This window comes from Brachybacterium sp. ACRRE (assembly GCF_022346485.1).
Taxonomy (GTDB): Bacteria; Actinomycetota; Actinomycetes; order Actinomycetales; family Dermabacteraceae; genus Brachybacterium; species Brachybacterium halotolerans.
This window is the reverse complement of sequence record NZ_JAKRMO010000010.1, coordinates 22,582-47,618: the sequence shown is the minus strand read 5'-3', so window position 1 is coordinate 47,618 and position 25,037 is coordinate 22,582. Positions and strand designations below refer to the sequence as shown.

General features: G+C 71.6%; 20 protein-coding genes. 12 read left to right on the top strand and 8 right to left on the bottom strand.

The genetic code is table 11. The annotated features are described in order from the left end of the window. Nucleotides 1–25: 25 nt before the first annotated feature. Nucleotides 26–688 carry a serine O-acetyltransferase EpsC gene (epsC, locus tag MHY49_RS04735; protein ID WP_239202938.1) on the bottom strand — a complete coding sequence of 221 codons (663 nt, stop codon included), beginning with the start codon at nt 686–688 and terminating at the stop codon, nt 26–28. A gap of 7 nt (nt 689–695) precedes the next feature. Then, nucleotides 696–1,625, bottom strand: a complete 930-nt coding sequence (cysK, locus tag MHY49_RS04730; RefSeq protein WP_239202937.1) for a cysteine synthase A — start codon at nt 1,623–1,625, stop codon at nt 696–698. Nucleotides 1,626–1,777: 152 nt separating this feature from the next. Here cysK and MHY49_RS04725 point away from each other — a divergent pair, with 152 nt between their 5' ends. Continuing rightward, nucleotides 1,778–3,406 (top strand): DUF5129 domain-containing protein, encoded by a 1,629-nt coding sequence (locus MHY49_RS04725; RefSeq protein WP_239202936.1) that lies wholly within the window; start codon nt 1,778–1,780, stop codon nt 3,404–3,406. 22 nt (nt 3,407–3,428) lie between these two features. On the opposite strand, the gene trpS is transcribed toward MHY49_RS04725, so the two are convergent. Beyond that, nucleotides 3,429–4,490 (bottom strand): tryptophan--tRNA ligase, encoded by a 1,062-nt coding sequence (gene trpS, locus MHY49_RS04720; RefSeq protein ID WP_200501678.1) that lies wholly within the window; start codon nt 4,488–4,490, stop codon nt 3,429–3,431. Nucleotides 4,491–4,556: 66 nt separating this feature from the next. Beyond that, nucleotides 4,557–5,606, bottom strand: coding sequence for a LacI family DNA-binding transcriptional regulator (locus tag MHY49_RS04715; RefSeq protein ID WP_239202935.1), 1,050 nt, complete (start codon nt 5,604–5,606; stop codon nt 4,557–4,559). Between the two features lie 163 nt (nt 5,607–5,769). Here MHY49_RS04715 and MHY49_RS04710 point away from each other — a divergent pair, with 163 nt between their 5' ends. The 11 genes from MHY49_RS04710 (at nt 5,770) to MHY49_RS04660 (ending at nt 20,464) form a co-directional block, all read left to right on the top strand. After that, a complete protein-coding gene (locus tag MHY49_RS04710; protein WP_239202934.1) occupies nt 5,770–7,053 on the top strand; it encodes an extracellular solute-binding protein in 1,284 nt (427 codons plus the stop codon). Nucleotides 7,054–7,058: 5 nt separating this feature from the next. Beyond that, a complete protein-coding gene (locus tag MHY49_RS04705; protein ID WP_239202933.1) occupies nt 7,059–8,648 on the top strand; it encodes an ABC transporter permease subunit in 1,590 nt (529 codons plus the stop codon). Nucleotides 8,649–8,664: 16 nt separating this feature from the next. Further along, on the top strand, nt 8,665–9,606 hold the full coding sequence (locus tag MHY49_RS04700; RefSeq protein ID WP_239202932.1) for a sugar ABC transporter permease: 942 nt from the start codon (nt 8,665–8,667) through the stop codon (nt 9,604–9,606). Nucleotides 9,607–9,613: 7 nt separating this feature from the next. After that, the gene (locus tag MHY49_RS04695) at nt 9,614–11,635 is read left to right on the top strand and encodes a glycoside hydrolase family 13 protein (RefSeq protein WP_239202931.1); all 2,022 of its coding nucleotides are present in this window, start codon (nt 9,614–9,616) and stop codon (nt 11,633–11,635) included. Nucleotides 11,636–11,724: 89 nt separating this feature from the next. Beyond that, nucleotides 11,725–13,512, top strand: coding sequence for a glycoside hydrolase family 13 protein (locus MHY49_RS04690; RefSeq protein WP_239202930.1), 1,788 nt, complete (start codon nt 11,725–11,727; stop codon nt 13,510–13,512). Nucleotides 13,513–13,565: 53 nt separating this feature from the next. Beyond that, complete coding sequence (locus MHY49_RS04685) at nt 13,566–14,825, top strand: carboxylate--amine ligase (RefSeq protein ID WP_239202929.1); 1,260 nt, start codon at nt 13,566–13,568, stop codon at nt 14,823–14,825. 90 nt (nt 14,826–14,915) lie between these two features. Further along, the gene (locus MHY49_RS04680) at nt 14,916–16,193 is read left to right on the top strand and encodes a carboxylate--amine ligase (protein WP_239202928.1); all 1,278 of its coding nucleotides are present in this window, start codon (nt 14,916–14,918) and stop codon (nt 16,191–16,193) included. A gap of 118 nt (nt 16,194–16,311) precedes the next feature. After that, complete coding sequence (locus MHY49_RS04675; protein WP_239202927.1) at nt 16,312–16,794, top strand: YbhB/YbcL family Raf kinase inhibitor-like protein; 483 nt, start codon at nt 16,312–16,314, stop codon at nt 16,792–16,794. Nucleotides 16,795–17,170: 376 nt separating this feature from the next. Continuing rightward, nucleotides 17,171–18,562 carry a glycosyltransferase gene (locus tag MHY49_RS04670; protein ID WP_239202926.1) on the top strand — a complete coding sequence of 464 codons (1,392 nt, stop codon included), beginning with the start codon at nt 17,171–17,173 and terminating at the stop codon, nt 18,560–18,562. A 7-nt stretch (nt 18,563–18,569) separates the two neighbouring features. Continuing rightward, on the top strand, nt 18,570–19,355 hold the full coding sequence (locus tag MHY49_RS04665; RefSeq protein WP_239202925.1) for a TVP38/TMEM64 family protein: 786 nt from the start codon (nt 18,570–18,572) through the stop codon (nt 19,353–19,355). Continuing rightward, a complete protein-coding gene (locus MHY49_RS04660) occupies nt 19,352–20,464 on the top strand; it encodes a glycosyltransferase family 4 protein (RefSeq protein WP_239202924.1) in 1,113 nt (370 codons plus the stop codon). Before MHY49_RS04665 ends, MHY49_RS04660 begins: the two co-directional genes overlap by 4 nt. 94 nt (nt 20,465–20,558) lie before the next feature. Here MHY49_RS04660 and MHY49_RS04655 read toward each other — a convergent pair whose 3' ends face one another. The 4 genes from MHY49_RS04655 to dnaK all read right to left on the bottom strand — a co-directional run bounded on the left by MHY49_RS04655 (nt 20,559) and on the right by dnaK (nt 24,980). Continuing rightward, the gene (locus MHY49_RS04655) at nt 20,559–21,032 is read right to left on the bottom strand and encodes a heat shock protein transcriptional repressor HspR (protein WP_200501331.1); all 474 of its coding nucleotides are present in this window, start codon (nt 21,030–21,032) and stop codon (nt 20,559–20,561) included. Nucleotides 21,033–21,161: 129 nt separating this feature from the next. After that, nucleotides 21,162–22,178 (bottom strand): DnaJ C-terminal domain-containing protein, encoded by a 1,017-nt coding sequence (locus MHY49_RS04650; protein ID WP_239202923.1) that lies wholly within the window; start codon nt 22,176–22,178, stop codon nt 21,162–21,164. A 253-nt stretch (nt 22,179–22,431) separates the two neighbouring features. Next, the gene (locus MHY49_RS04645; protein WP_239202922.1) at nt 22,432–23,109 is read right to left on the bottom strand and encodes a nucleotide exchange factor GrpE; all 678 of its coding nucleotides are present in this window, start codon (nt 23,107–23,109) and stop codon (nt 22,432–22,434) included. After that, a complete protein-coding gene (dnaK, locus tag MHY49_RS04640) occupies nt 23,109–24,980 on the bottom strand; it encodes a molecular chaperone DnaK (RefSeq protein WP_239202921.1) in 1,872 nt (623 codons plus the stop codon). The genes MHY49_RS04645 and dnaK overlap by 1 nt, the downstream gene beginning before the upstream one ends. Nucleotides 24,981–25,037 lie beyond the last annotated feature (57 nt).

Here is a 25,037-nt window from a genome sequence, read left to right as displayed (position 1 = left end):
TCAGGGCCGTGAGCGCGGCCGCGGGTCAGATCCAGATGGCGGGGTCGACGAGCTCCTCGGGATGGGCGCGCTCGCGGCGAACCCGCGCGGGGACCCCGACGGCGGTCGCATGCGCTGGGACGTCGGCCACGACCACCGCGTTGGCGCCGACCTGCGCCTCGTCGCCGATCGCGACCGGGCCGAGCACGCGGGCGCCCGCTCCGATGACGACGCCGTCGCCCACGGTGGGGTGGCGCTTCGTGCGCTCCATGGAGCGTCCGCCCAGGGTCGCGCCGTGGTAGAGCATCACGTCATCGCCCACCTCGGCGGTCTCCCCGATGACCACGCCCATGCCGTGGTCGATGAAGAAGCGCCGCCCGATGCGCGCGCCCGGGTGGATCTCCACGCCCGTGACCGAGCGGGTGGCCTGGGCGAGCAGCAGCGCGGGCAGTCGCCCGCCGCGCCCGGCGCCCCAGAGGCGGTGGGCGAGGCGGTGCGACCAGATCGCGTGCAGTCCCGGGGAGGTCAGCAGCACCTGCAGGTCGGAGGTCGACGCGGGATCGCGGTGGCGCGCCGCGGTGACGTCCTCGCGGACGGCCGCGAGCGCGCCGCGCAGGTCCGCGGCATCGGATCGTCCGTCCAGCGACGCGGCGGTCCCGCGCACGCGCCCATCGCGTCGACCGCCGCGGACGCGGGAGAGGAGGCCCATGCGGACCTCAGTCCATGTACTCGGCGTACAGCGGGGTCGTGAGGTAGCGCTCGCCGAAGGAGGGCACGACCACGACGATCCGCTTGCCCGCGAACTCCGGGCGCGAGCCCACGCGCACGGCGGCCTCGATCGCGGCGCCCGAGGAGATGCCCACGAGCAGGCCCTCGCTGCGGGCGATCGAGCGGGCGCGCTCCATGGCGGTCTCCGCGTCGATGTCGATGACCTCGTCGTACACGTCGGTGTCCAGCAGCGCGGGCACGAAGTTCGCGCCGAGGCCCTGGATCTTGTGGGGGCCGGGCTGACCGCCGTTGAGGATCGGGGACTCGGCGGGCTCGACGGCGACGATCCGCACGCCGGGCTTCCGCTCCTTGAGGACCTGGCCGACGCCCGTGATGGTGCCGCCGGTGCCGATGCCGGCGACGAGGACGTCGATCTCGCCGTCGGTGTCCTCCCAGATCTCCTCCGCGGTGGTGGTGCGGTGGATCTCGGCGTTGGCCTGGTTCTCGAACTGCTTGACCTGGACGCCGCCGGTCTCCTCCGCGACCTCCTGCGCCCTCTCCACGGCGCCCTTCATGCCCTTGGAGGCCTCGGTGAGCACGAGCTCGGCCCCGAAGGCGCGCAGCAGGGCGCGCCGCTCCTTGGACATGGACTCGGGCATGGTCAGGACGACCCGGTACCCGCGCGAGGTGCCGATCATGGCCAGGGCGATGCCGGTGTTGCCGCTCGTGGCCTCGACGATCGTGCCGCCCTCCTGGAGCTGGCCGGAGCGCTCGGCCGCGTCGATCATGGCCACGCCGATGCGGTCCTTGACGGAGGCGGCGGGGTTGTAGAACTCGAGCTTCGCGACGACGTCGGCGACGACCTCGTCGCCCAGGTGGTTCAGGCGCACGAGCGGAGTGCGGCCGACGAGCTCGGAGACGTTCTCGAAGATGGGCATGCGTGTTCCCTTCCGTCCGGGGCGGCGGTTCCGGCGCACCGACCACCACCCAAAGGTCTGCTTAAGGCGAGTATAAGGGCCCTTCCTGCGCAGGTGCAGGGACCGACGATCGGCGGATCCCCCGCACGCCAGGTGCTCCGTAGCGTGGAGCCATGGACCCGCATCCCCAGGCCCCGACCGCTCCTCCGGCTCCTCCCGCTCCCCGGGCGACGACCCGCGCCCCGGCACCGTCGGCCCACGTGCGGAGCCTCGTCCTCGTGCTCGTCGGCGCTCTTGCGCTGCTGACGCTGCTCGCTCCCCTGCTGGCCCCGGGCGCGCACGCCGCTCCCCCGGGCTCCGTCGAGATCGACGACGCGCAGGGGGTCATCGACGACCCGGATGCTCTCGAGGGCCGACTCCAGGACATCGACCTCCGCGAGGCCGCCGCTCCCGTCGACCTCAAGGTGGTCACCCTCGACATCTCCGGGCACGACGCCGACCCGTCGGCCGATACCGGGCTGAACGACGCGGTGCTGCACTTCGCGAGGTCCGAGCACCCCGACTGGATCGACGGGGAGAAGTGGGCCGACGGCGTCGTGATCCTCGCGATCGACCCGGACAACCGGAAGGTCGGGACGTACGCCGGGGAGGACGTCAAGCTCTCCGACGGCGACTTCGAGGACGTGCAGGACGCGATGAAGGACGACGCCTCCGACGGCGCGTGGGCGGATGCCTTCGACGCGGGCGCCCAGAAGTACGCCGACCTGTTGGGGCGCCCCTGGTGGCGGAGTCCGGGCGCGATCATCGGCGCCTTCATCGCGCTCGTCGCCCTCGGCGCCGGGGCCGTGGCCGCGCTCGCCCGCGGGGCCGGCAGCCGCCGCCGGGTCCGCACCGCCCGCGAGCGCTTCGACGACGTGCGCGCGAAACGGCAGGAGACCGATCAGGCCGCCTCCCGGATCCCGCGCGACTCCTCCTACGGGGCGACGATCCTCGCCGACGTCGAGGACTACCGCCGCGCTGTCGACGACGCGGAGACCGCCTCCTCCGTGCTGCCCGCCCGCCCGGGACCGCTGTGGGGCATCGGCCCGGCGTCGGCGCGCCGGGCGAAGGAGTTCGCGGCGTCGGTCGAGGTCGCCGATCGCGCCGACGACACCATCATCGGCGCGGCCCGGCTCCTCGGCCGCACGGGAGACTTCCGGAGCGCATGGGAGGAGGAGCGGCGCCCGCTCGACGAGTCGCTGGCCGCGGTCGAGCAGACCATCGCGGAGGTCCTCGAGAGCGCCGACGACGCCGACGCCGACGCCGACGCCGACACTCACGGGGAGCAGGGCGCCACGACAGGCTCCGATGCGGCCGCCGGCCTGCGGTCCACGACCCGGCAGGTCTCGAGCGACCTCGAGGAGGTCTCCACCGCCTACCTCGACGGCGGCATCAGCCCGGACGACGCGCTGGAGAGGCTCGACGAGCTCACCGAGCGGCTGTCCGTGGCGAGCGAGCGCCTGCGCGACGAGGCCATCGGCGCCCGCACGCAGGATGAGGACGAGGCGAAGGTGATGCGGGACGCCGAGCCCGAGCACTTCGCCAGCGACTTCCCGACCTCGGTGCGCGGGCGGCAGTTCGCCCGGCACCCGCAGGACTACGTCTCGGGATACTCGCTGAGCCCCGTGCTGTGGACGGGCGCCTGGTACGGCGGCGCCACGACGGCGCTGGACACGCACCGCAATCCGTCGGCGTCCTCCGGGAGCACGAGCGGGTACTCGGGCGGCGGCTTCTCGGGAGCGGGCAGCTCGAGCAGCTTCTGAACCGTGGCCGTCGGCCGACGGGTCAGTAGACCATCCCCATGACCTCGCGCACGTGGGCGAGGGTCTCGTCGGCCGCGGCGTTCGCGCGCTCGTTGCCCGCGCGCAGCACCGAGAAGAGGTAGCCGGGGTCCTTCTCGAGCTCGGCACGGCGCTCGCGCAGGGGCGCCAGGTGCTCGTTGAGGACCTCGGCGGTCATCACCTTGAGGGTGCCCGCGCCCTTGTCGCCGATCTCGGCGGCGATCTCCTCGGGACTGCGCCCCGTGGACAGCGAGGCGATGGTCAGCAGGTTCGCGACCTCGGGGCGGTTCTCGGGATCGAAGGTGATCTCCCGCTCGGAGTCGGTCTTGGCCTTCTTGATCTTCTTCGCGGTCTCCTCGGGGCTCATGCGCAGCATGACCGTGTTGCCCAGGGACTTGCTCATCTTGTGGCTGCCGTCGAGCCCCAGGATCGTGGGCGCCTCGGAGAGCAGTGCGTCGGGCTCGGGGAAGTACTGCTCCCCGCCCGCGTAGCGCTCGTTGAAGCGGCGGGCGACCACACGGGTCTGCTCGATGTGGGGCAGCTGGTCCTTGCCCACGGGCACCAGGTTGCCGTGGCAGAACAGGATGTCCGCCGCCTGGTGGACGGGGTAGGTGAGCATGAGCCCGCCCATCGCCGACTTGCCGGCGGCGGCGAGCTCTGCCTTCACGGTGGGGTTGCGCTCGAGCTCGGGCTGGGTGACGAGCGAGAGGAACGGCAGCATCAGCTGGTTCAGCGCGGGGACCGCGGAGTGCGTGAAGATCGTGGCCTGCTCCGGGTCGATGCCGGCGGCCAGGTAGTCGGTGATCAGCTCGCGCACCGAGCCCCGGATGTCGCCGAGCACCTCGCGGTCGGTGATGACCTGGTAGTCCGCGACGATCAGCCAGGTCTCCACGCCCGCCTGCTGCAGCCGCACCCGGTTGCGCAGGGAGCCGAAGTAGTGGCCGATGTGCAGCGCGCCCGTGGGGCGGTCCCCGGTGAGCATCCGCAGCCCGCTGGGGTTCGTGCGGATCTTCTCCCACAGCGCGTCGCTGCGGGTCTGCGCGCGGCGGTAGCTGGCGTCGCTGATGCCGGCGGCGTCGGGGTTCTCGGGGGTCTGGGCCGTCTCGGTGGTCTCGGTGGTCACCGATCCATGCTATCGGCCCGAGGCGCCGGTCCCGACGTCGGCCCGAGCCGCCCGTCGGGTCACGCTCCCCGGTGCCGCACCCGTGCTCGCGCGGACGATGAGCTGGGGCTTGACCTCGAGCTCGGTGCGCAGCGGGCGCCGGCTCTCCTCGCCGCCGCGCAGGGCGACGCGCACCGCGGCCCGCGCCATGGCGTCGACGCCCTGTCGCACGGTGGTCAGGGGCGGTGTGGTGAGAGCCGCCCAGGGGACGTCGTCGTAGCCGATCACGGAGACGTCCTCGGGCACGGAGAGCCCCACCGAGGCGAGGCCCTCGAGAGCACCGGCGGCCATGACGTCGGACCCGCAGATGATCGCCGTCGCCCCCAGCCGCACGAGCTCGACGGCAGCCTCGTAGCCGCCGCCGTAGGAGAAGTCGGTGAAGGCGATCGGGCGCTCGACGGCGCTTCCCGAGGCCTCGAAGGCGGCGACCTTGCGGCGCACGGGCCAGGTGTGCTCGTCCCCCACGGCCAGGCCGATCACGCGGTGACCGAGCTCGCGCAGATGGTGCATCGAGACGTCGATCGCGTGGGCGTCGTCGGAGGAGACGAAGGCGGCGTCGATGTCGTCGCGCACGCCGTTGACCAGCGCGAGGGGGATGCCGGCTCGGGTCACGTCACGGTACGCCTCGAGCGGGACCTCGGCACGCGCGTGGAAGCCGCTGACCATGATCACCCCGTTGACCCCGGCCAGAAGGAATCGGTCCAGCGTCTCGCGCTCGCGCTCCGGGGTGCGCGCGCGCATGCCCACCAGCAGCGCGGCTCCGCTCGCATGCAGGTGCGCCTCGATCCTCTCCAGCCATACCGAGAACACCTGGTTGTCGAGATCGGGGACCATCACGCCCACGGTGCGCTCGTGGGAGACGGCGGGCTGGCGGGCCGAGAGCCGTCCTCGGCGTCGCGCGATCTCCAGGACGCTGCGGCGCGTCTCCTCGTTCACTCCCCCGCGACCGTTGAGCACTCGCGAGACCGTCGCCTCGCTGACGCCCGCCTCGTCGGCGATGTCGATGAGCCTGCTTCCCACGTGCCGTCCCCTCCGTCGTGACCTGCACCATCCAGCCGCGCCGACTGTACGTGATTGCAAGTTCTTGCACAAGCTTGCGTTCGGTTGCTGAGTGCATGTACCTTCATGCACGCAGGTGGCACGGTCGCCGCTCTGCCTGATCCACCATTCGAAGGAGAATCCGGTGCTCATCCGTCGCAAGTCCTTTCTCGCCCTCGGCGCCGCTGGCGCCTCTGCCGCCCTGCTCTCGGCGTGCGGCTCCTCCGACTCCGACTCCTCGAACGCGTCGGACGCGGGGGCCGCGTCCGACGGCGGCGGCGACGCAGCGCCTCAGGCCGACGCCAGCGCGGACCTCGTGATCTGGGCCGACGAGGCCAAGGCCACCGCCCTCAAGGAACCGACCGAGAAGTGGGGCACCGACAACGGCCTCAAGGTCGCCGTGCAGACGGTCGCCAACGACCTGCAGACCTCCTTCGTCACCGCGAACCAGGCCGGCAACGGCCCGGACATCGTGATGGGCGCGCACGACTGGATCGGCAACCTCGTGCAGAACGGCGCGATCTCCACCGTGCAGCTGCCCGCGGACGCCGAGGACACGACGCTCTCGGTCGCGCTCGACGCCATGCAGTACAACGGCCAGACCTACGGCGTCCCCTACGCCGTGGAGACCCTGGTGCTGTTCGCCAACAAGAAGCTCACGAACGTCCCGGAGCCCTCCACCTTCGAGGAGCTCGTCGAGGCGGGCACCGCGGGCGGCGCGGACAACGTGCTCTCGCTCCCGGTGGGAGAGGAGGGCGACGCCTACCACATGGAGCCCCTGTACACCTCGGCCGGCGGCTACCTGTTCGGCAAGGACTCCGAGGGCGCGTACGACCCCAAGGACCTCGGCGTGGGCAAGGAGGGGTCGATCGCCGCGGGCGAGAAGATGAAGGAGCTCGGCAAGAAGGGCGTGCTGAAGACCTCCATCACGGGCGACAACGCGATCTCCCTGTTCACCGATGGCAAGTCCGCGTACTTGATCTCCGGCCCCTGGGCGATCGCCGACATCAAGAAGGCGAAGATCGACGTCGCGCTCTCGGCCGTCCCCGGCTTCGAGGGCATGGACAAGGCCGTGCCCTTCGCGGGCGTCAACGGCTTCTATGCGGCCGCAAACGGCAAGAACGCCGGCAACGCCCAGACGTTCCTCGCCGACGTCGCCGGCACCGCCGATCTCGCCAAGGCCATGTTCGCCAAGAACGAGCTCCCCCCGGTGAACAAGGACCTGCAGAAGGAGCTCGCGTCGGACCACCCCGAGATGGCCAAGGTCGCCGGGCTCGCGGAGAAGAACGCCGATCCGATGCCCGCGATCCCCGCGATGGGCGAGGTGTGGAAGCCGCTGGGCCAGGCCCAGGCCAACATCATCGGCGGCGCCGACCCGAAGTCCACCATGGAATCCGCCGGCAAGCAGATCTCCTCGAAGGTCTCCTGAGCACCATGACGTCCACGAAGGCTCCCGGGCACGCCTCCCGGAGCTCCACAGTGCCGGCGCTGCTGGCTCGGATCCTGCTGCTGGGCGCGGTGCTGGCCGTGACGGTGTGGATCGCCCCGGTGATGATCGCGCAGCAGCAGTGGCTGTGGCTCGCCGTGCTGCTGCTGGCCGCGGTCGCGATCTTCGTGCTCTACTCCACGCGCCGCTTCGTGCCCGGCAAGTACATCTTCCCCGGCACGTTCTTCCTCGTCGTGTTCCTGATCGTGCCGATCGTGCTGACTGTCGGCTACTCGTTCACGAACTTCGGCGATGCCAAGCGCGGCACCAAGGAGGAGGCGATCGCCTCGATCACCTCGAACTCGGTGCAGCAGACGCCCGACAGCGAGCGCCAGGCGATGTCCGTGGGCGTCGTCGGCGGCTTCACCGGGTCCGACGATCCCGAGGAGTACACCTTCTTCTTCGTCGGCCGGGACGGCTCCACGGTCACCGAGGGCAGCGCCACCGAGCCCGCCACCACGGCGGATCCAGGCTCCGTGACCGTCACGAACGGCCGGGTCACCGCGGCCGACGGCTTCACGATCCTCACCGCGAAGCAGGTCAACCAGGTCTACGGGACGCTCAAGGACGTGGGCGTCGAGACCGGGGAGACCACGGCCCTGCGCCCCCAGGGGACGACGCAGGCCTTCGAGGGCACCAAGACGCTGCAGTACGACGAGAAGGCCGACACCATCACCGACTCGGTCAACGGGACCGTGTACTCGGTGAAGAAGGTCGGCACGAGCGAGTACTTCGTGGACGAGAAGGGCGACCGATTGCCGCAGTCGTGGCTGCAGGGCGTGGGCGGGGCGAACTATCTGCGCCTGTTCACGGACGCCTCGATCGGCTCGCAGTTCGCGCGCGCCTTCGGCTGGACCCTGGTGTTCGCCGCGGGCTCCGTGGGACTCACGTTCCTGGTGGGCTTCGCCCTCGCCCTCGTGCTGAACGACGAGCGGCTGGGCGGGCGGCGCATCTACCGCTCGATCCTGCTGATGCCCTACGCGGTGCCGGGGTTCATCGCGCTGCTGGTGTGGTCGAACTTCTACAACCGCGACTTCGGGCTCATCAACCAGACCCTGCACCTTCACCTGGACTGGTTCGGCGATCCGACGCTCGCGAAGGTCGCCGTGCTGCTGACGAACCTCTGGATGGGATTCCCCTACATGTTCATCATCTCGACCGGGGCGCTGCAGTCGATCCCGAAGGACGTGCTCGAGGCCGCGCGGATGGACGGCGCATCCCGCCTGCAGGCAACCTTCAAGGTGGTGATGCCGCTGCTCCTGGTGGCGGTCTCACCGCTGCTCGTCGCGTCCTTCGCCTTCAACTTCAACAACTTCAACGCGATCCAGCTGCTCACCGGCGGCGGACCCTTCCCCGCCGGGCAGTACACGCGCGGAGCGACGGACATCATCATCTCGATGGTCTATCGCACCGCGTTCGGAGGCTCGGGCGCGGACTTCGGCTTCGCCTCGGCCATGAGCGTCGCGCTGTTCGTCCTCACGGGCGTGCTCGCCGCGGTGCAGTTCCGCTTCACCGCCCGACTCGAAGACGTCAACTGAGAGACGGAGAGAAGCCATGACATCGCACAGCACTCACCGGTCGGCCGGCACGGAGCCGTCGATCCGCTCGCGCCCCGCTCCTTCGGCGGCCCGGTCCCGGCGGATGCCGCTGGGCCGCTGGTTCGCGGAGATCGGCTGGCGCCACCTGGTGGGGGTCATCGCGGTCCTCTTCGCCGTCTTCCCGATCCTCTTCGTGATCTCCGCGTCGCTGAATCCTCTGGGCACGGTCTCCTCGACGGGGATCCTGCCGAGGTCCTTCAGCCTCGAGCACTACGCCACCCTGCTGCGCGGGGAGAAGGGGCCGTTCCTGCGGTGGTACCTCAACACGATCATCGTGTGCGTCGTGGTGTCCACGGTGCAGGTGCTCCTCTCGGTGCTCGCGTCCTACGCCTTCAGCCGCTTCCGCTTCGCGGGTCGACGCGCCGGCATGCTCTCGCTGCTGCTGATCATGATGTTCCCCGCGATCCTTTCGATGATCGCCGTGTACACGATGATCTCGGGCCTCGGGAAGATCATCCCGTTCCTGGGTCTGGACACCCTGCCCGGCTACATCGTGGTGATGCTCGGCGGCTCCCTGGGTCAGGTCTGGCTGATCAAGGGGTTCTTCGACACCGTCCCGCGCGAACTCGACGAGGCCGCGATCATCGATGGTGCGAGCCACTGGCAGGTCTTCTCGCGGATCCTGCTGCCCGCGCTCGTGCCGATCCTCGCGACCACACTCGTGCTCAGCCTCGTGGGCGTGATGAGCGACTTCCTGCTCGGGTCCATCTTCCTCACGAGCGATGACCACAAGACCCTTGCCGTGGGCCTGTACGGGATGCTCTCGGGCGACCGCTCGAACAACCTGGGAGTCTTCGCCGCAGGCTCCGTGATGATCATGGTCCCGGTGATCGTGCTCTACCAGTTCCTGCAGCGCTTCATCGTGGGCGGCTCCACGGCCGGCGCCGTGAAGGGCTGAGCGCTCGATGCACGCACCTGACGATCCCGCTCCCGCCGTTCGGGCGACCGGCGGCACCTGCACGGAGCCCTCTGGACTGGCCCTCCCTCTGCAGCCCCACCATGACTCCGGGCCGCTGCACGTGCAGGGACCCGATGGGCCCGGCGAGGAGGCCCTGCTGCGGGTCTGGGTCCCGGCCTCCTACCCGGTGCGCACCATCGCGCTGCGCGCGGTGCGCGACGGCGAGATCCTCACGTCCCCGCTCGCCCCGGAGGATCCGGAGAGCCCGGGGAGATCGGCCGACGGCGGCGCGGCGACGGGCACCTGGTGGTCCGTGCGCCTGCGGGCGACGAACCCCATCACCCCGTATCGCTTCTGCGTGCTCGCCGACTCCGGGGCACGCAGCGTCGACGGCCGTGAGGTCCCCGAGTACGCGTGGCTGACGGCGGCGGGACTCTTCCCCTGGGACGTGTCGGACGCGACGGACTTCCGGCTGGTCACCCATGAGCACGCGCCGACCTGGGTGGACGACGCCATCGTCTACCAGGTCTTCCCCGACCGCTTCGCTCGCAGCACGACCACCCCCGTGGACGAGGACGGCCGCCCCGCCCCGTCGGAGCTCCCCGACTGGGCGGTGCCGATGCACTGGGACGACGAGCCCGCCGTGAGCGGCGACCTCACCGGACGCCAGATGTTCGGCGGTGACCTGGACGGCATCATCGAGCGCCTCGACCACATCGCCTCCCTGGGGGCGGACACCGTGTATCTCACGCCCGTCTTCCCCGCGGGGTCCGTGCACCGCTACGACGCCTCGACCTTCGACCGCGTGGACCCCCTGCTGGGCGGCGACGAGGCGCTGGCGCGGCTCTCCGAGGCGCTCCACGCCCGCGGCATGCGACTGGTCCTCGACCTCACCACCAACCACACCGGTGCCACCCACGAATGGTTCCGCGCCGCACAGGCCGACGCCAGATCCTCCGAGGCCGGCTTCTATCTCTTCGAGGAGCATCCCGACTCCTACACGAGCTGGATGGACGTCCCGTCACTGCCGAAGCTCGACCTGCGCGACTCCCGCCTGCGCGAACGGCTCACCCGCGGCCCGGGCAGCGTCGTCGGCCGCTGGCTGCGCGCACCGTTCCTCGCGGACGGCTGGCGCATCGACGTGGCGAACATGACGGGTCGCCACGGCTCCGTCGACGTCACGCACGAGGTCGCGCGCGAGATCCGTGCGACCCTGCGCGGCGCCGAGCAGGAGACGGGTCGGGAGACCTGGCTCGTCGCCGAGCACGGGCACGATGCGAGCGGGGACCTCGCCGGGGACGGCTGGCACGGCACCATGAACTACGCCGGATTCACGCGCCCGCTGTGGGCGTGGCTCGCAGAGCCCGGCAGCGACCTGAACTGGCTGGGCCTTCCGATGACCCTGCCCCGCCTGGGCGGCGGGCCCGTCTCGCGCACCCTGCGCGACTACAACGCCCAGCTGCCCTGGCCCTCCCGGGTGCACTCCCAGAACCAGCTGTCCAGCCACGATACCCCGCGGACCCGCACGGTCGTCGGCGAGCGCGGCAGGCAGCTCACGGCGGTCGCCGCACTCGCGACGCTGCCCGGAGTGCCCACCGTCTTCGCGGGCGACGAGCTCGGCGCGACGGGGCTGACCGGCGAGCACTCCCGCACCCCCATGCCCTGGGAAGCGATCGCGGCCGCCGACCCCGAGCGCGTCGACCTCGAGGTGCTCGAGGCCACCCGCATCCTGCTGGGACTGCGGCGCGAGCAGGTCTCGCTGCGCCGCGGAGGGCTGCGCTGGCTGCACGCCGGTGACGACGCGCTCGTCATCGCCCGCACGCATCCGCTCGGCGATACCGTGGTGCATCTTGCCCGCGGGCCCCACGCGCCCGTCGCGCTGGACCTCGCCTGCCTCCCCGCAGCCGGACCTGCGGAGCTGCTTCCTCGCGTGGGCGGCGCCGCCGCCTCGACCCACGGGAGCACCGTGACCTTCACGGCGGACTCCGCCGGGGCGAGCCTGCTGTCGCTCCCGCGCGGGACCGCCTGAGAGCCACCCCCTCCGCACCGCACGCGACCCACCCCTGCGCGTCCTCGCGCACCCACCGCCATGCCCGTCGTCACCCTCAGGAAGGCCCCATGTCCTCGCAGTCCGCAGATCCGCTCGCCGCAGACACCCGCACCATCGATCCCCTCGCCGCGGATGCCTCCATCGTCCCGAGTCCGACGCCCAAGGCCCCCGGGGCGGTCGCGAGCGACCACGGCCAGGCGCCCGAATGGTGGCGCGACGCCGTGGTCTACCAGGTCTACCCGCGCTCCTTCGCGGACGCCGACGGCGACGGCATGGGCGACCTCGCCGGCATCACCGCGCACCTCCCGCATCTCGCGGCGCTCGGGGTCGACGCCGTGTGGCTCTCCCCGTTCTACACGTCCCCGCAGAAGGACGCCGGATACGACGTCGCCGACTACATGGACGTCGACCCCCGCTTCGGGACCCTCGCCGACGCCGACGAGCTCTTCGCGAGAGCCCACGCCCTGGGCCTGCGCGTGATCGTCGACATCGTCCCCAACCACTCCTCCGACCAGCACCCGCTGTTCCAGGAAGCGCTCGCGGCGGCCCCCGGCTCCCCCGAGCGAGAGATGTACGTGTTCCGCGACGGTCGCGGCGAGCACGGCGAGCTGCCTCCGAACAACTGGACCTCGATCTTCCACGGTCCCGCCTGGACCCGCGTCACCGAGGCGGACGGCGCTCCCGGACAGTGGTACCTCCACATCTTCGACACCTCCCAGCCGGACTGGAACTGGGAGAACCCCGAGGTCCGGGCCATGTTCCGGGACGTGCTGCGCTTCTGGCTCGAGCGCGGCGCCGACGGCTTCCGCGTGGACGTCGCCCACGGCATGATCAAGCCCGAGGGCCTGCCGGACGCGACCGTGAACTCCGAGGGCCTCATCGACATCCCCGACGGCGAGGTGCCCGTCTACTTCGACAACGACGGCGTGCTCGACATCTACCGCGAGTGGCGCCCGATCCTCGACGCGTACCCGGGCGATCGCATGATGGTGCTCGAGGCCTGGATCCCCGAGAGGCGCCTGCCGCTGTACATCGGCGCCGAGAAGGCCCACCAGTCCTTCAACTTCGGCTTCCTCCAGGCCCGCTGGGACGTCGGTGCCCTGCGCGCGGCGATCGAGAAGCCCCTGGCGCTGGCCGACGCGGTGCAGTCGCCCACCACCTGGGTGCTCTCCAACCACGACGTCATCCGCCACGCGAGCCGCTTCGGCTTCCCGCCCGAGCACTCCTTCGGCGAGGGCCTCGCACGCGACGAGGAGCCCGACGCCGCCCTCGGCCTGCTCCGCGCCCGCGCCGCCAGCCTGCTCATGCTCTCCCTGCCCGGCGCCGCCTACCTCTACCAGGGCGAGGAGCTCGGTCTGCCCGAGGTGCGGGAGATCCCCGACGAGCTGCGCGAGGATCCTGCCCACAAGCGGGCGGGCGTGCCCGGTCGCGACGGCTGCCGCGTCCCTCTCCCCTGGCTCCACGACGCCCCGGCCTACGGCTTCTCCCCGAGCGGGAGGAGCTGGCTGCCCCAGCCGCCCGAGTTCGCCGACCTCGCGGCCGACATCCAGGCGGAGGACCCGGACTCGACCCTCGAGATGTACCGGCGCGCCCTCTCCCTGCGCCATGAGCTCGAGCTGGGCCGCCACGAGCGTCCCGTCTCCTTCCTCGAGGGCCTCCCCGACGGCGTGCTCGGCGTCGGCCGCGGCGATCTGGTGGTGCTCGTGAACACGACCGGCCGCAGCGTGCGAGTCGACGAGGATCCCCGCTTCGCCGGAGCCCGCGTCCTCATCGCCTCCCACGAGGACGACGCGACCGGCCTGCGAGCGCTGCCCGCGGACACGACCCTGTGGCTAAGCACTGCCGGCGCACGCTGAGATCCGTGTCCCACCTGGGAGAGAACGCGTGAGCGCGCGGTAGGATCCCACGCATGCCTTCGTCCCCCCCGACGGCCGATCCGGGCTTCGACGTCGTCGTGCTCGGAGCGGGTCTGAACACCCTGAACCTCACGATCGCGTTCCATCAGGAGTACGGGATCGTGTCCACACTCGTGTGCCGCGTGCCCGTGGCGATGAACGAGCGCACCGTGACCGCGCGCAGCATCGTGCTGGGCGCGGACGCGAGCGACGAGGAGATGCGCGACGTGCTCGTCGAGCTCGCGCAGCAGCGTCCTGCGGGTCGTCCCGCACTGCTGCTGTGCAACGCCGACTCGCTGGTCGCCTTCATCGACGCCCACCGGGCCGATCTCGAGGAGCACTACCTGCTCTCCCAGGTCGACGCCGCGCAGCTCGAGCGCCTCGCCGACAAGGCCGAGTTCCAGGAGATCTGCGAGGGTCTGGGCATCGCGACCCCGCCCACGAAGGTCGTGGACTTCGCACGGGCCCGCGACGCGGACTGGGACGGGGAGGACCCGCTGCCCTGGGCCTATCCCTGCGTGGGCAAGGCCGCGAACACCGCCGAGTACGGCCGGGTGTCCTTCCCCGGCAAGCGCAAGGTGTTCTTCCTCGAGAGCGAGGAGCAGCGTCTGCGCCTGGTGCGCAGCCTGCGCGACGCGGGCTTCACGGGCCGCTTCCTGTTCCAGGACCTGGTCCCGGGCGACGACACCGCGCAGCGATCGATCACCGCCTACCGCTCGAGCCGCGGACGCGTCACCCTGCTGTGCGCCGCACAGGTGCTGCTGGGCGAGCACACGCCGGAGGCCCTGGGCCGTCCGGCCGCGATGATCACGGGCGCCCACCCGCAGCTCGTCGAGGCCGCCTCGCGCTTCCTGGACGCGGTGGACTACGTCGGCTTCGCGAACTTCGACGTGAAGGTCGATCCGCGCACCGGAGAGCAGTGCTTCTTCGAGATCAACCCGCGGATCGGGCGCAACAACTACTACGTGACCGCCGCCGGCGAGTCCGTCGCCCGGCACATCGTCGAGGACCTCGTGCACGGGGAGGACATCGACCAGGTCGTGGTGACCCGTCCGGTGCTCTACACGATCCTGCCGGTGCGGCTCGTGCTGCGCTACGTGCGCGATGCGCATCTGCGGGCGCGCGTGAAGGACGTCGCCCGCACCGCGCTCGCGAATCCCTTCCTGTACCGTCCGGAAGGGGCCTGGATGAAGGCGTACGCGCGCACCTCCGGCCTCAACTTCGTGCGCAAGTACCTGCGCGTGTACCCGCGCCCGACCGACACCGGGTTCTGACGGGCCCGATCCCGTCGGCCCGTCGGCCCTCCACCCCGTCACCCGTTCGGCCCGTCGGCCGTCCCGCTGCCCGTCCGAAGGAGATCACCCATGTCGCCCGCCTCCTCGCGCTCCCGCGGCCCCGTCGAGCCTCGCGACGACTTCGACCTGGTGATGCTGGGCGGTGACATCGGCGTGTACGCCCTGGCCCGCGCCTTCCACGAGCAGTACGGAACGATCTCGCACGTCATCACGCGCAGCGTCTCGGGGCCGATCGCGGACTCGCGGATCCTGGTAGCCGAGGAGCTTGGCGCGAGCGCCACCGAGGATGACCTCGCCGCCGCCCTGCTGCGCCACGGCCGGGAGCGCGCCGCGCAGCGCCCGGGCGTCCCGGCGATCGTGCTCGCGAACGCCGACTGGCTGATCGCACTGCTCAGCGCCCACCGCGAGGAGCTCGAGGAGTTCTTCGTGCTGCCGGTGCTGGACGAGGAGACCCTCCGCGACGTCTCCGACAAGGCGACCTTCTCCGAGATCTGCACGACGCTCGGCGTGAGCACGCCGGAGACCGTGGTCGTGGACTTCACCGGTGAGGGGCCGACGGAGATCCCGGAGCTCCCGTTCGCCTTCCCCGTGGTCGCCAAGCCCGCCCGCTCCTCCGCCTACACGCATGTGGAGTTCGCGGGGAAGAAGAAGGTCTACCACCTCACCGAGCCAGCCGAGCTCACGGACCTCGTGCACCAGCTCGACGAGGCGGGCTTCGCCGACCGCTTCGTGGTCCAGGAGATGGTCCCGGGCGACGACACCGCCATGCGCTCGATCACCGCCTACGTCGACCAGGCGGGCCGGGTGACCCTGCTCGGCGGCGCGCACGTGCTGCTCGAGGAGCACACCCCCGGCGCCCTCGGGAACCCGGCGGCGATGTTCACGGCCGACCCGGGCGAGATCGCCGTGCAGGCCGTCGCGTTCCTCGAGCACACCGGCTACCGCGGCTACGCGAACTTCGACGTGAAGGTCGACCCGCGCACGGGTGTCGCGAAGTTCTTCGAGGTCAACCCGCGCATCGGGCGGAACAACTACTACATGACCGCGGCCGGGGCGAACGTGGCGCGCGCGGTCGTCCGCGACGTCGTCGACCACGCGCGGATCGAGCGGATCGTCCCGGACGACGAGATCCTCTACTCGATCGTCCCCCGCCCCCTGCTCATGCGCTACGTGACCGAGCCCGGGCTGCGGGCCCGCGTGCGCCGCATCGCCCGCCACCGCACGGTGCACCCGCTGGCCTACGCCACCGAGGGCGCGCGCCGCCGCGCCTACATCGCCGCCGCGATGGCCAACCAGGTCAAGAAGTTCCTCACGCACTACCCGCGCCCCTCCTCCAGCGGATTCTGATCCGGGGCCGACGAGCCCCGGGAACGGCACAGGAGGGACGCGCCGACGAGCGCCGGTCGATCACTGCGACCGCCGGGGATCCTGTCGTCACCGGGCGAGCGTCCCGTAGCCTGGGAGCATGACCGACACCACGTTCTCCGTCACCTCGCAGGCCACTCCCGACGACTCCGTGGTCGCCGCCGCGCAGCTCGCCCCCGAGCTCGGCGGCACCTCGACCTCCCCGGACCTCACCTGGACCGGCGCGCCCGAGGGCACCCGGAGCTTCGCCGTCACCTGCTACGACCCCGACGCGCCGACGGGCTCGGGCTTCTGGCACTGGATCGCCTGGGACATCCCCGCCTCGGCCACCTCGCTGGACCTCGGTGTGCCCCGCGAGAGCACCGATCTGAAGCAGGCGGCCAACGACTTCGGGCGCATCGGCTACGACGGCCCCAACCCGCCCGCCGGTCCTCCGCACCGCTACGTGTTCTCCGTGCACGCGCTGCCCGTGGAGACCCTGGGCGCCGATCCGTCGGACCCCCATGTGGGCGCGCGCTTCGCGATCTTCACCCAGCAGCTCGCGAGCGCCGACCTCACCGCCACCTACCAGGTCAGCGAGTGATCACCGCCTGAGCCGGCCACCGAGTGCGCGCCGAGCAGGCGCCGGAGGTGGGGAAAGCCCGACATGGGCCCCACCAGGTGGCGGGATGGGAAGGGGCGCCGCGGGTGCGCAGACTCGGAGCATGACTCCTCGACACCCCTCCGCCGCCCCGACCCGCTCCCCGTCATCAGGCCTTCCCCGGCGTGTCCCCCGCCGCACCCTCGACTCGCGGCTCCGGGACGCTATGGTCGGGACCATGCAGCGCTCACGTTCGTGCGAAGGGGGAGGCCAGGGCCGAGTGTCCGGGTCCGCCTCCGTCGCAGGATCATCCCTGGGGTGGACGCGGAGTGGACCTCCGACTGATGGGTCGGCCCCGTCTCCGGCGGAGGATGGCACCATGACACTGCTCGAGAGGTCCTCGTCCGCGCGGCACGCCGCGCGATCCGAGCGCCCGCTGAAGGTGCTGCTGACCACCGACTGGTGGGAACCCGCGGTCAACGGGGTCGTCGCCTCGGTGACCACGCTGCGTAGGCAGCTCGAAGCCCTGGGCTGCGACGTGCGGGTGCTGACCCTCGCACCCGGCCTGCGCTCCTCGTGCGAGGGCAAGGTCTACCGCCTCGGCTCGGTCTCGGCCTCGCTGTTCTACGCGAGCGCCCGCATCGGCACCATCCACCAGCGGCGCATCCTCGGCGCGATCAAGCGCTGGCACCCGGACGTGGTCCACTCGAACTGCGAGTTCACCACCCATGTGTGGGCCCGCCGCATCGCCCGTGACCTCGACGTCCCCCTCGTGCACACGTACCACACGATCTACGAGGACTACACGCACTACTACTCCCCCAGCCGCACCATGGGCCGCAAGGCCGTCGCGGAGTTCTCCCGCCGGCTGCTGGAGCGCACCGACGCGGTCATCGCCCCCACCGAGAAGGTCGCGCACCTCCTCGAGGGCTACCGGGTGAGCCGCCCCGTGCACGTGATCCCGACGGGTCTGGACCTGGGGCGCTTCCGCCCCGCGCAGTCCTCGGCCGAGGCGGCCGACTCCGCCGCCCTGCGCGCCTCCCTGGGGATCGGCGCCCGCCAGAAGGTGCTCCTGAGCGTCTCGCGCCTGGCCAAGGAGAAGAACCTCGACCAGGTCATCCGCGACGTGGCCGCCGCCGAGCGCGAGGACGCGGTCCTCGTGCTCGTGGGCGACGGCCCCTACCGCGAGCACCTCGAGCACCTGGTCGCCGACCTCGGCATGGAGAGGTCCGTGCGCTTCGCCGGCGCGATCGACCCGCACGAGGTCCCGCGCTGGTACCGGATGGCCGACCTGTTCGTCTCCGCGTCCCGCTCGGAGACCCAGGGCCTCACCTACATCGAGGCCCTCGCCTGCGGGCTCCCGCTGCTGTGCCGCCGCGACGACTCGGTCGCCGGCGTGCTCGTGGACGGCGAGACCGGCTATGCCGTGGAGGACTCCGCGGAGTTCTGCGCCCGTCTCACCTCGCTGCTGGACGACGAGATCGGCATCGAGAGGATGTCGCACCGCGCCCTCCAGCATGCGCGCCGCACCTGCGGCGCGGAGGCCTTCGGCGCGAGGGTCCTCGAGGTCTACCGCACGATGCACGTCGAGCGCAGCCGTGGGGCGGCCCCGTCGGCGGTCTCGGCGGCGTCGCCGTCGGCCACCGGCCTCGCGCCCGGCTTCGGCGCGCATCTCGCAGGGGCGCCCGCGGGAGTCCCGGCCGCCGCGGTCCCAGCACCGGCCGCCCAGGGCGGTCCGCACGGCGCCCCCTCGCGCCTCCTGAACGCCTGAGGCGACCATGAGCACCACGATCCCGGGGCGCACCGCGCGCTCCGCCCGCCCCGCGCGCCCTGCCGTCGTCCGACGCCCTTCCGTCCTCGCCCGCCCCGCGGCCGGCCCGTCCGCCGGCCCGTCGGCCCGCACCGACTCATCGAGCTCTTCGGCTCCGCCCGCCGGGACCGCCCCGGTCACCGCCTCCGGTGACGCGCCCGCCGCCTCCCGCCGCGATCCGCTGCGGATGGCGGTGCGCCTCGCGCCCCTGCTGGGACTGCTCGCCTGCGCGGGCGCCGTGATCTGGGGCCTGCGCGCCGGCGTCCTGGACTCCCAGGAGCACCTGCAGTCCTTCATCGACTCCCTCGGCGCGTTCGGACCCGTGGTCCTGGTGCTGCTGAGCGGGGCGAGCGTCGTCTTCCCGATCATCCCCGGCGGGATCCTCGTGCTCGCGGCGCCCGTGCTGTTCGGGCCTGTCGAGGGCACGCTGCTGAGCTATCTCGCCGTGTGCGCGGGCTCCTTCGCGAACTTCGCGATCGCCCGCCACGTGGGACTCGGGCTCATCGAACGCGCGTTCAGCGAGAGCACGGTCGAGAAGTACCTGGGGTGGACCCGCAGGCCCCGCTTCACGACCCTCTTCGCGGCCGCGATCGCCCTGCCCGTCGCGCCGGATGACCTGCTGTGCTACCTCGCGGGCACGACCCGCATGCGCTGGCGCACGTTCGCGCTGATCATCCTCGCGTGCAAGCCATGGGCGCTGATCGCGTACGGACTGGGCGTGAGCGCCCTGCTGATGAAGGTGGTGCCCTGGTGAGCGGCGACGAGACGACACCCGCACGTCTGCGCGTGCTGATCCCCAAGGGTCTCGCGGCCCTCGCGGGTCAGTCCGGGATCGGCGAGGCCATCCGCCATCAGCGTCGCGCGGTCGAGGCCCTGGGGCACGAGGTCGTCACCTCGCCCTTCGCGGACTACGACGTCGCGCACCTGAACACTCCCTTCCCGGACACGCCGCTGCTGGCTGCGCTCTCGCACCTGCGCGGGCGACCGGTGATGATGTGGGCGCACTCGACCGAGGAGGATTTCCGGGACTCGTTCACGGGCGCGAACCGGATCGCCCCCTGGTTCCGGCGCTGGATCGCGTGGATCTACCGCCGTGGGGACGCGGTCGTCACGCCCACGCAGTACGCGCGCACCCTGATCTCCCGGCCCCGCTACAAGATCTCCCGGCGCATCCATGTGCTCTCGAACGGGGTCGACACCGGCTTCTTCGCGCGCCGCGACGGGGACCGCGGGGCGCTGCGCGACCGTCTGGGGCTGGCGCCCGAGGCGCCGGTGGTGATGAGCGTGGGCATCCAGATGGTCCGCAAGGGGATCCTCGAATGGGTGGAGCTCGCCCGGTCGATGCCCGAGGTCACCTTCGTCTGGTACGGCCGCACCGACCCGCGTCTGATCACGAAGGACGTCGCGGCCGCGGTCGCCTCCGCCCCGTCCAACGCCCGCTTCCCGGGGTACGTCACCCCGGACGTGCTGCGCGAGGCCTACGCCGGGTGCGACGCCTTCTGCTTCCTCACCAAGGAGGAGACCGAGGGGATCGTGCTGCTGGAGGCCCTCGCCTGCCGCGCCCCCGTGCTGCTCTCGGACATCCCGATCTACGAGGACTGGCTGCCGGACGGCGAGGTCGTCCACAAGGTGCCCGTGCCCGCCTCGAGCGCCGTGAGCGGCGGCTCGGACCAGGCGCTGCGCGCCCGGCGCAGCGGTGCGCAGAAGATCGCGGAGCGTCTGCGACTGCTGCTCGACGGGGAGCTCGCGGACCTCTCCGCGGCGGGCCGCGCCGCCGCCGAGGCGGTGGACATGCAGGAGGTCGCCGCCCAGCTGCAGGGCATCTACGAGCGGGAGGGCGTCGGCCCGCGTCGTCCCCGCTGAGAGCGGTCGACGGGCCCACTCCGGGCGACGGGCCGGGCCCGGCCGACGCGCCGACGGGCCCGGCCGACGGGCCGACGGGTCCGGCGCGGGCGGCTCAGCGCCCTCCGCCGGGCCTCCAGAGCACGACGGCCCCGCTGTCGGGCCGGGCAGGACGCTGGCCGCGGCGCAGGGTGCTCACGCGCCCCGCGCTGTCGGCTGCGAAGACACGCCCGGAGTTCTCGCCCCCGCCACTGCTGCGGGCGCCGGAGGCGCGTCCGCCCATCGCGGCGATCGCCTCGCGCACGGAGCCGAGCTGGGACTGCAGCTGCGTCACCTCGTCCTGCAGCTCGAGGATCCGCTTGATGCCCGCGAGGTTGATGCCCTCCTCCTGGGAGAGGCGCTGGACCTCGCGGAGCTGTGCGACGTCGCGCGCGCTGTAGCGGCGGCCGCGGCCCGAGGTGCGCTGCGGGGAGACCAGACCGAGCCTGTCGTACTGGCGCAGGGTCTGCGGGTGCATGCCCGCGAGCTCAGCCGCGACGGAGATGACGAACACGGGTGCCCGCTCGTCGATCTGCTGGAACGGGGGCATCGCCCTCGCCTCCTCTCGTCCTGCGGTCGAGCTCTGGTCGTGCACCGGGTCGTGCGGCCGGCCCGTCGCGGTCGGCCGGGGACGGCCGACCCGTCGCGCTCGGCGTCCGGGCCGGATCCGCCGCGGCCGTCAGCGGCGGGCGGCCTCGGCGAGCCCGGCGCGCGGGTTCTCGTCCCCGAGGGCGTCGCGCAGGGCCTCGACGGCCTCGCGCGCCGACTCATCGAGGTGCTCGGGGACGGCCACCTCGATCTTCACACGCAGGTCTCCCGTGCGCTTGGACGTCTTCAGTCCCTTGCCCTTGGCGCGCAGAGTGCGGCCCGACGGCGTGCCCGCGGGGACCTTCATCCTCACATGGCCGCCCTCGAACAGAGGGACCTCGATCGTGGTGCCGAGCGCCGCCTCGTCGAAGCGGACGGGCACGGTGATGTGCAGGTCCGCGCCGTCGGCGGACCACACGGGATCGGAACCGACGTCGAGGGTGAGGATCAGGTCGCCGGCGGGGCCGCCGTTCTGACCGGGCTGCCCCTTGCCGCGCAGACGGATCTTCTGCCCGTCGTGCACGCCGGCGGGGATGCGGGTGGTGACGCTGCGGCCGCCCACGTCGAGCTTGGCCTCGGTGCCCAGCGCCGCGTCGCGGAAGCTGAGCGTGAGGTGGGCGCGCAGGTCCTCGCCCTTCGTCTGCGTGCCGTAGCCGCCGCGGCCGAAGCCCGCGCCACCGCCGCCGGGCGCGCCGCCGAAGCTTGCGCCTCCGCCGCCGCCGAACATGCGCAGCAGGTCGTCCATGTCGATGTTCTGCCCGCCCGTGCTGTAGGCGGTGCGGCCTCCGCCGCCTCCGAACATCGAGCCGAACATGTCCTCGAACCCGCCGCCGCCTCCGCCGCCGGATCCGGGTGCGAAGCGCGCGCCGCCCGCGCCCATGGCGCGGATCGCGTCGTACTGCTCGCGCTGCTCGTCGTCGCTGAGGACGGAGTAGGCCTCGCCGACCTCCTTGAATCGGTCCTCGGCGGAGGGATCGTCGGGGTGGCGGTCGGGATGGAGGTCCCGCGCCTTCTTGCGGTATGCCTTCTTGATCTCCTGCGCGCTCGCGTCCTTCGAGACGCCGAGGACCGCGTAGAAGTCCTTCTCGAGCCAGTCCTGCTGGGACATTCGTGCGCCTCCTTTCGGGGAGCGTCGGTCTGCTGTGGATCTGTGGTGGTCTCGGTGCGGCGAGGGGTGCCGCTGAGTCCATGGTGCACGGCCCGGCTGCGGGCCGCGGACGTCTGTGGTGCCGATGGTCCCTCATGGCAGGCGGGCCGGTGCGGAACTGATCCGCACCGGCCCGCCGCGCCGACGGGGTCGGCGTGCGATCGGGGCGGCTCCCGTCGAAACGGCAGGAGCGCCTCCGATCATCGCGTGGGAATCACTGCGGGCCCACGGTGCCCACGCGGGCGGGGCGCAGCACGCGGTCGCCCGCCCGGTACCCGGGCTGCATGACGAGCTTGATCCGGGTGGTGTCCGCCTCCGGGGACTCCTCGTGCATGAGGGCCTCGTGCAGGCTCGGATCGAACTCGTCGCCCGCCTCGCCGTACCGCTCGAGGCCCTGCGCGCGCAGGGTGTCCTCGAGCTTCGCGGCGATCGAGTGGAACGGGGTGCCCTCGGCGATGTCACCATGCTGGCGGCCCAGCTCGATGTCGTCCAGGACGCTGATCAGGCTGGCCAGGACGCGGGAGGATGCGGCCTGCTTGTCGGCCGCCGCCGTCGCCTCGATCCGTCGCCGGGAGTTGACGTACTCGGCCTGGGAGCGCTTGAGCTCCTCGGACAGGTCCGCCACCTGCGACTCGAGCTCCGCGATCCGGGCGCTCTCGCCGGAGGCCTCCCCCGCGGGATCGCCCTCCTGCTGCGCCTGCTCGTAGAGCTCCGCCGCCTCGGCGTCCAGGGGGTCGCCCCCCTGATCGTCGGCCGTCGGGCCCGACGGGCGGACGCTGCCGTCCGCCGGGTCCACCCTGCGCTTGTCGGTGAAGGAGAACCCGGCCTCTGCCGCGTCACCCTCGGGACCGCGCGGGTCCTGGGGATCGGGCGTCTGCTGGTTCTCGGTCATCACTTCTTCTCCTCGTCCTCGTCGTCCACGATCTCGGCGTCGACCACGTCGTCGTCATCCGACGACGCGCCCGCGTCCGCGTTCGGGGCGCCCTCGGCGCCCGCGGCGCCGTCCTCGCCCTGCTGCGAGTAGATCGCCGTGCCGACGGCCTGCAGGGCCTCGTTGAGAGCATCCCGCTTGGCCTCGAGGTCGCTCGTGGAGGCGTCCTCGTTCGCGAGCAGGTCCTTGCCCTCCTTGATGGCGTCCTCGGCCTTGGTGCGGTCTGACTCGGCGATCTTGTCCTCGTTGTCCTTCAGCAGCTTCTCGCCCTGGTAGACGAGCTGCTCGAGGGTGTTGCGGGCGTCGGAGTTCTTCCGGCGCTCCTCGTCCTCGGCGGCGTGGGCCTCGGCGTCCTTGACCATGCGATCGATGTCGTCCTCGGAGAGGGCGGACCCGCCGGTGATCTGGATGGACTGCTCGTTGCCGGTGCCGCGGTCCTTGGCGCTGACGTGCACGATGCCGTTGGAGTCGATGTCGAAGGTGACCTCGATCTGCGGGATGCCGCGCGGGGCCGGCGCGATGCCGGTCAGCTCGAAGGTGCCCAGGAGCTTGTTGTCCCGGGTGAACTGGCGCTCGCCCTGGAAGACCTGGATGGCGACCGACGGCTGGTTGTCCTCGGCGGTGGAGAAGATCTCCGATGCCTTGGTCGGGATGGCCGCGTTGCGCTCGATGAGCTTGGTCATGCGCCCGCCCTTGGTCTCGATGCCGAGGCTCAGGGGGGTGACGTCCATGAGCAGGACGTCCTTGCGGTCGCCGGTGAGGACGGCGGCCTGCAGGGCGGCGCCCACGGCGACGACCTCATCGGGGTTCACGCCCTTGTTCGGCTCCTTGCCGGTCAGGGACTTCACGAGCTCCGAGACGGCCGGCATACGGGTCGAGCCGCCGACGAGGACCACGTGGTCGATGTCGGAGACGGAGATCCCGGCGTCCTTGATGACCTGGTGGAAGGGGGCCTTCGTGCGCTCGAGGAGGTCCTGCGTCATCTCCTCGAAGTGCGAGCGGGTCAGCTTCTCGTCCAGGTGCAGCGGGCCGTTCTCGGTCATCGAGAGGTACTGCAGCGAGATGTTCGTCGACGTCGAGGAGGAGAGCTCCTTCTTCGCCTGCTCCGCGGCCTCCTTGAGGCGCTGCAGGGCGATGCGGTCCTTGCTCAGGTCCACGCCGTCCTTGGACTTCACCTGCTGGATCAGCCAGTCGACGATCTTCTGGTCCCAGTCGTCGCCGCCCAGGCGGTTGTCGCCCGCGGTGGCCTCGACCTGGATGGCCGAGCCGTCCTCGTCCTTGCTGACCTGCAGCAGGGAGACGTCGAAGGTGCCGCCGCCGAGGTCGAAGACGAGGATCTCCTCGTCGTCCTTGCCCTTCTCCAGCCCGTAGGCGAGAGCGGCCGCGGTGGGCTCGTTGATGATGCGCAGGACGTTCAGTCCCGCGATCTGGCCGGCGTCCTTGGTCGCCTGGCGCTCGGAGTCGTTGAAGTACGCGGGGACGGTGACGACGGCGTCCGTGACGGGCTCGCCGAGGTATGCCTCCGCATCGCGCTTGAGCTTGCCCAGGATGCGGGCCGAGATCTCCTGCGCGGTGTACTTCTTGTCATCGATGTCCGTGCTCCAGTCGGTGCCCATGTGGCGCTTGACCGAAGAGATGGTGCGGTCCACGTTGGTGACCGCCTGGCGCTTGGCGACCTCGCCCACGAGGACCTCTCCCTGCTTGGAGAAGGCCACGACGGACGGGGTGGTGCGCATGCCCTCCGCGTTCGCGATCACGGTGGGCTGTCCGCCCTCGATGACCGCGACGCAGGAGTTGGTGGTTCCGAGGTCGATTCCGACGACACGGGACATGGGGTCCTGCCTTTCTGCGACGCACGGTCGCAACGGGTTCGTGCACCGCCGGCGATG

Excerpts from the sequence above, each read along its gene's own strand:
- epsC (WP_239202938.1), bottom strand. The coding sequence starts at position 688 with ATGGGCCTCCTCTCCCGCGTCCGCGGCGGTCGACGCGATGGGCGCGTG.
- cysK (WP_239202937.1), bottom strand. The coding sequence starts at position 1,625 with ATGCCCATCTTCGAGAACGTCTCCGAGCTCGTCGGCCGCACTCCGCTC.
- MHY49_RS04725 (WP_239202936.1), top strand. The coding sequence starts at position 1,778 with ATGGACCCGCATCCCCAGGCCCCGACCGCTCCTCCGGCTCCTCCCGCT.
- MHY49_RS04705 (WP_239202933.1), top strand. The coding sequence starts at position 7,059 with ATGACGTCCACGAAGGCTCCCGGGCACGCCTCCCGGAGCTCCACAGTG.
- MHY49_RS04700 (WP_239202932.1), top strand. The coding sequence starts at position 8,665 with ATGACATCGCACAGCACTCACCGGTCGGCCGGCACGGAGCCGTCGATC.
- MHY49_RS04695 (WP_239202931.1), top strand. The coding sequence starts at position 9,614 with ATGCACGCACCTGACGATCCCGCTCCCGCCGTTCGGGCGACCGGCGGC.
- MHY49_RS04690 (WP_239202930.1), top strand. The coding sequence starts at position 11,725 with ATGTCCTCGCAGTCCGCAGATCCGCTCGCCGCAGACACCCGCACCATC.
- MHY49_RS04685 (WP_239202929.1), top strand. The coding sequence starts at position 13,566 with ATGCCTTCGTCCCCCCCGACGGCCGATCCGGGCTTCGACGTCGTCGTG.
- MHY49_RS04680 (WP_239202928.1), top strand. The coding sequence starts at position 14,916 with ATGTCGCCCGCCTCCTCGCGCTCCCGCGGCCCCGTCGAGCCTCGCGAC.
- MHY49_RS04675 (WP_239202927.1), top strand. The coding sequence starts at position 16,312 with ATGACCGACACCACGTTCTCCGTCACCTCGCAGGCCACTCCCGACGAC.
- MHY49_RS04670 (WP_239202926.1), top strand. The coding sequence starts at position 17,171 with ATGACACTGCTCGAGAGGTCCTCGTCCGCGCGGCACGCCGCGCGATCC.
- MHY49_RS04665 (WP_239202925.1), top strand. The coding sequence starts at position 18,570 with ATGAGCACCACGATCCCGGGGCGCACCGCGCGCTCCGCCCGCCCCGCG.
- MHY49_RS04655 (WP_200501331.1), bottom strand. The coding sequence starts at position 21,032 with ATGCCCCCGTTCCAGCAGATCGACGAGCGGGCACCCGTGTTCGTCATC.
- MHY49_RS04650 (WP_239202923.1), bottom strand. The coding sequence starts at position 22,178 with ATGTCCCAGCAGGACTGGCTCGAGAAGGACTTCTACGCGGTCCTCGGC.
- MHY49_RS04645 (WP_239202922.1), bottom strand. The coding sequence starts at position 23,109 with ATGACCGAGAACCAGCAGACGCCCGATCCCCAGGACCCGCGCGGTCCC.
- dnaK (WP_239202921.1), bottom strand. The coding sequence starts at position 24,980 with ATGTCCCGTGTCGTCGGAATCGACCTCGGAACCACCAACTCCTGCGTC.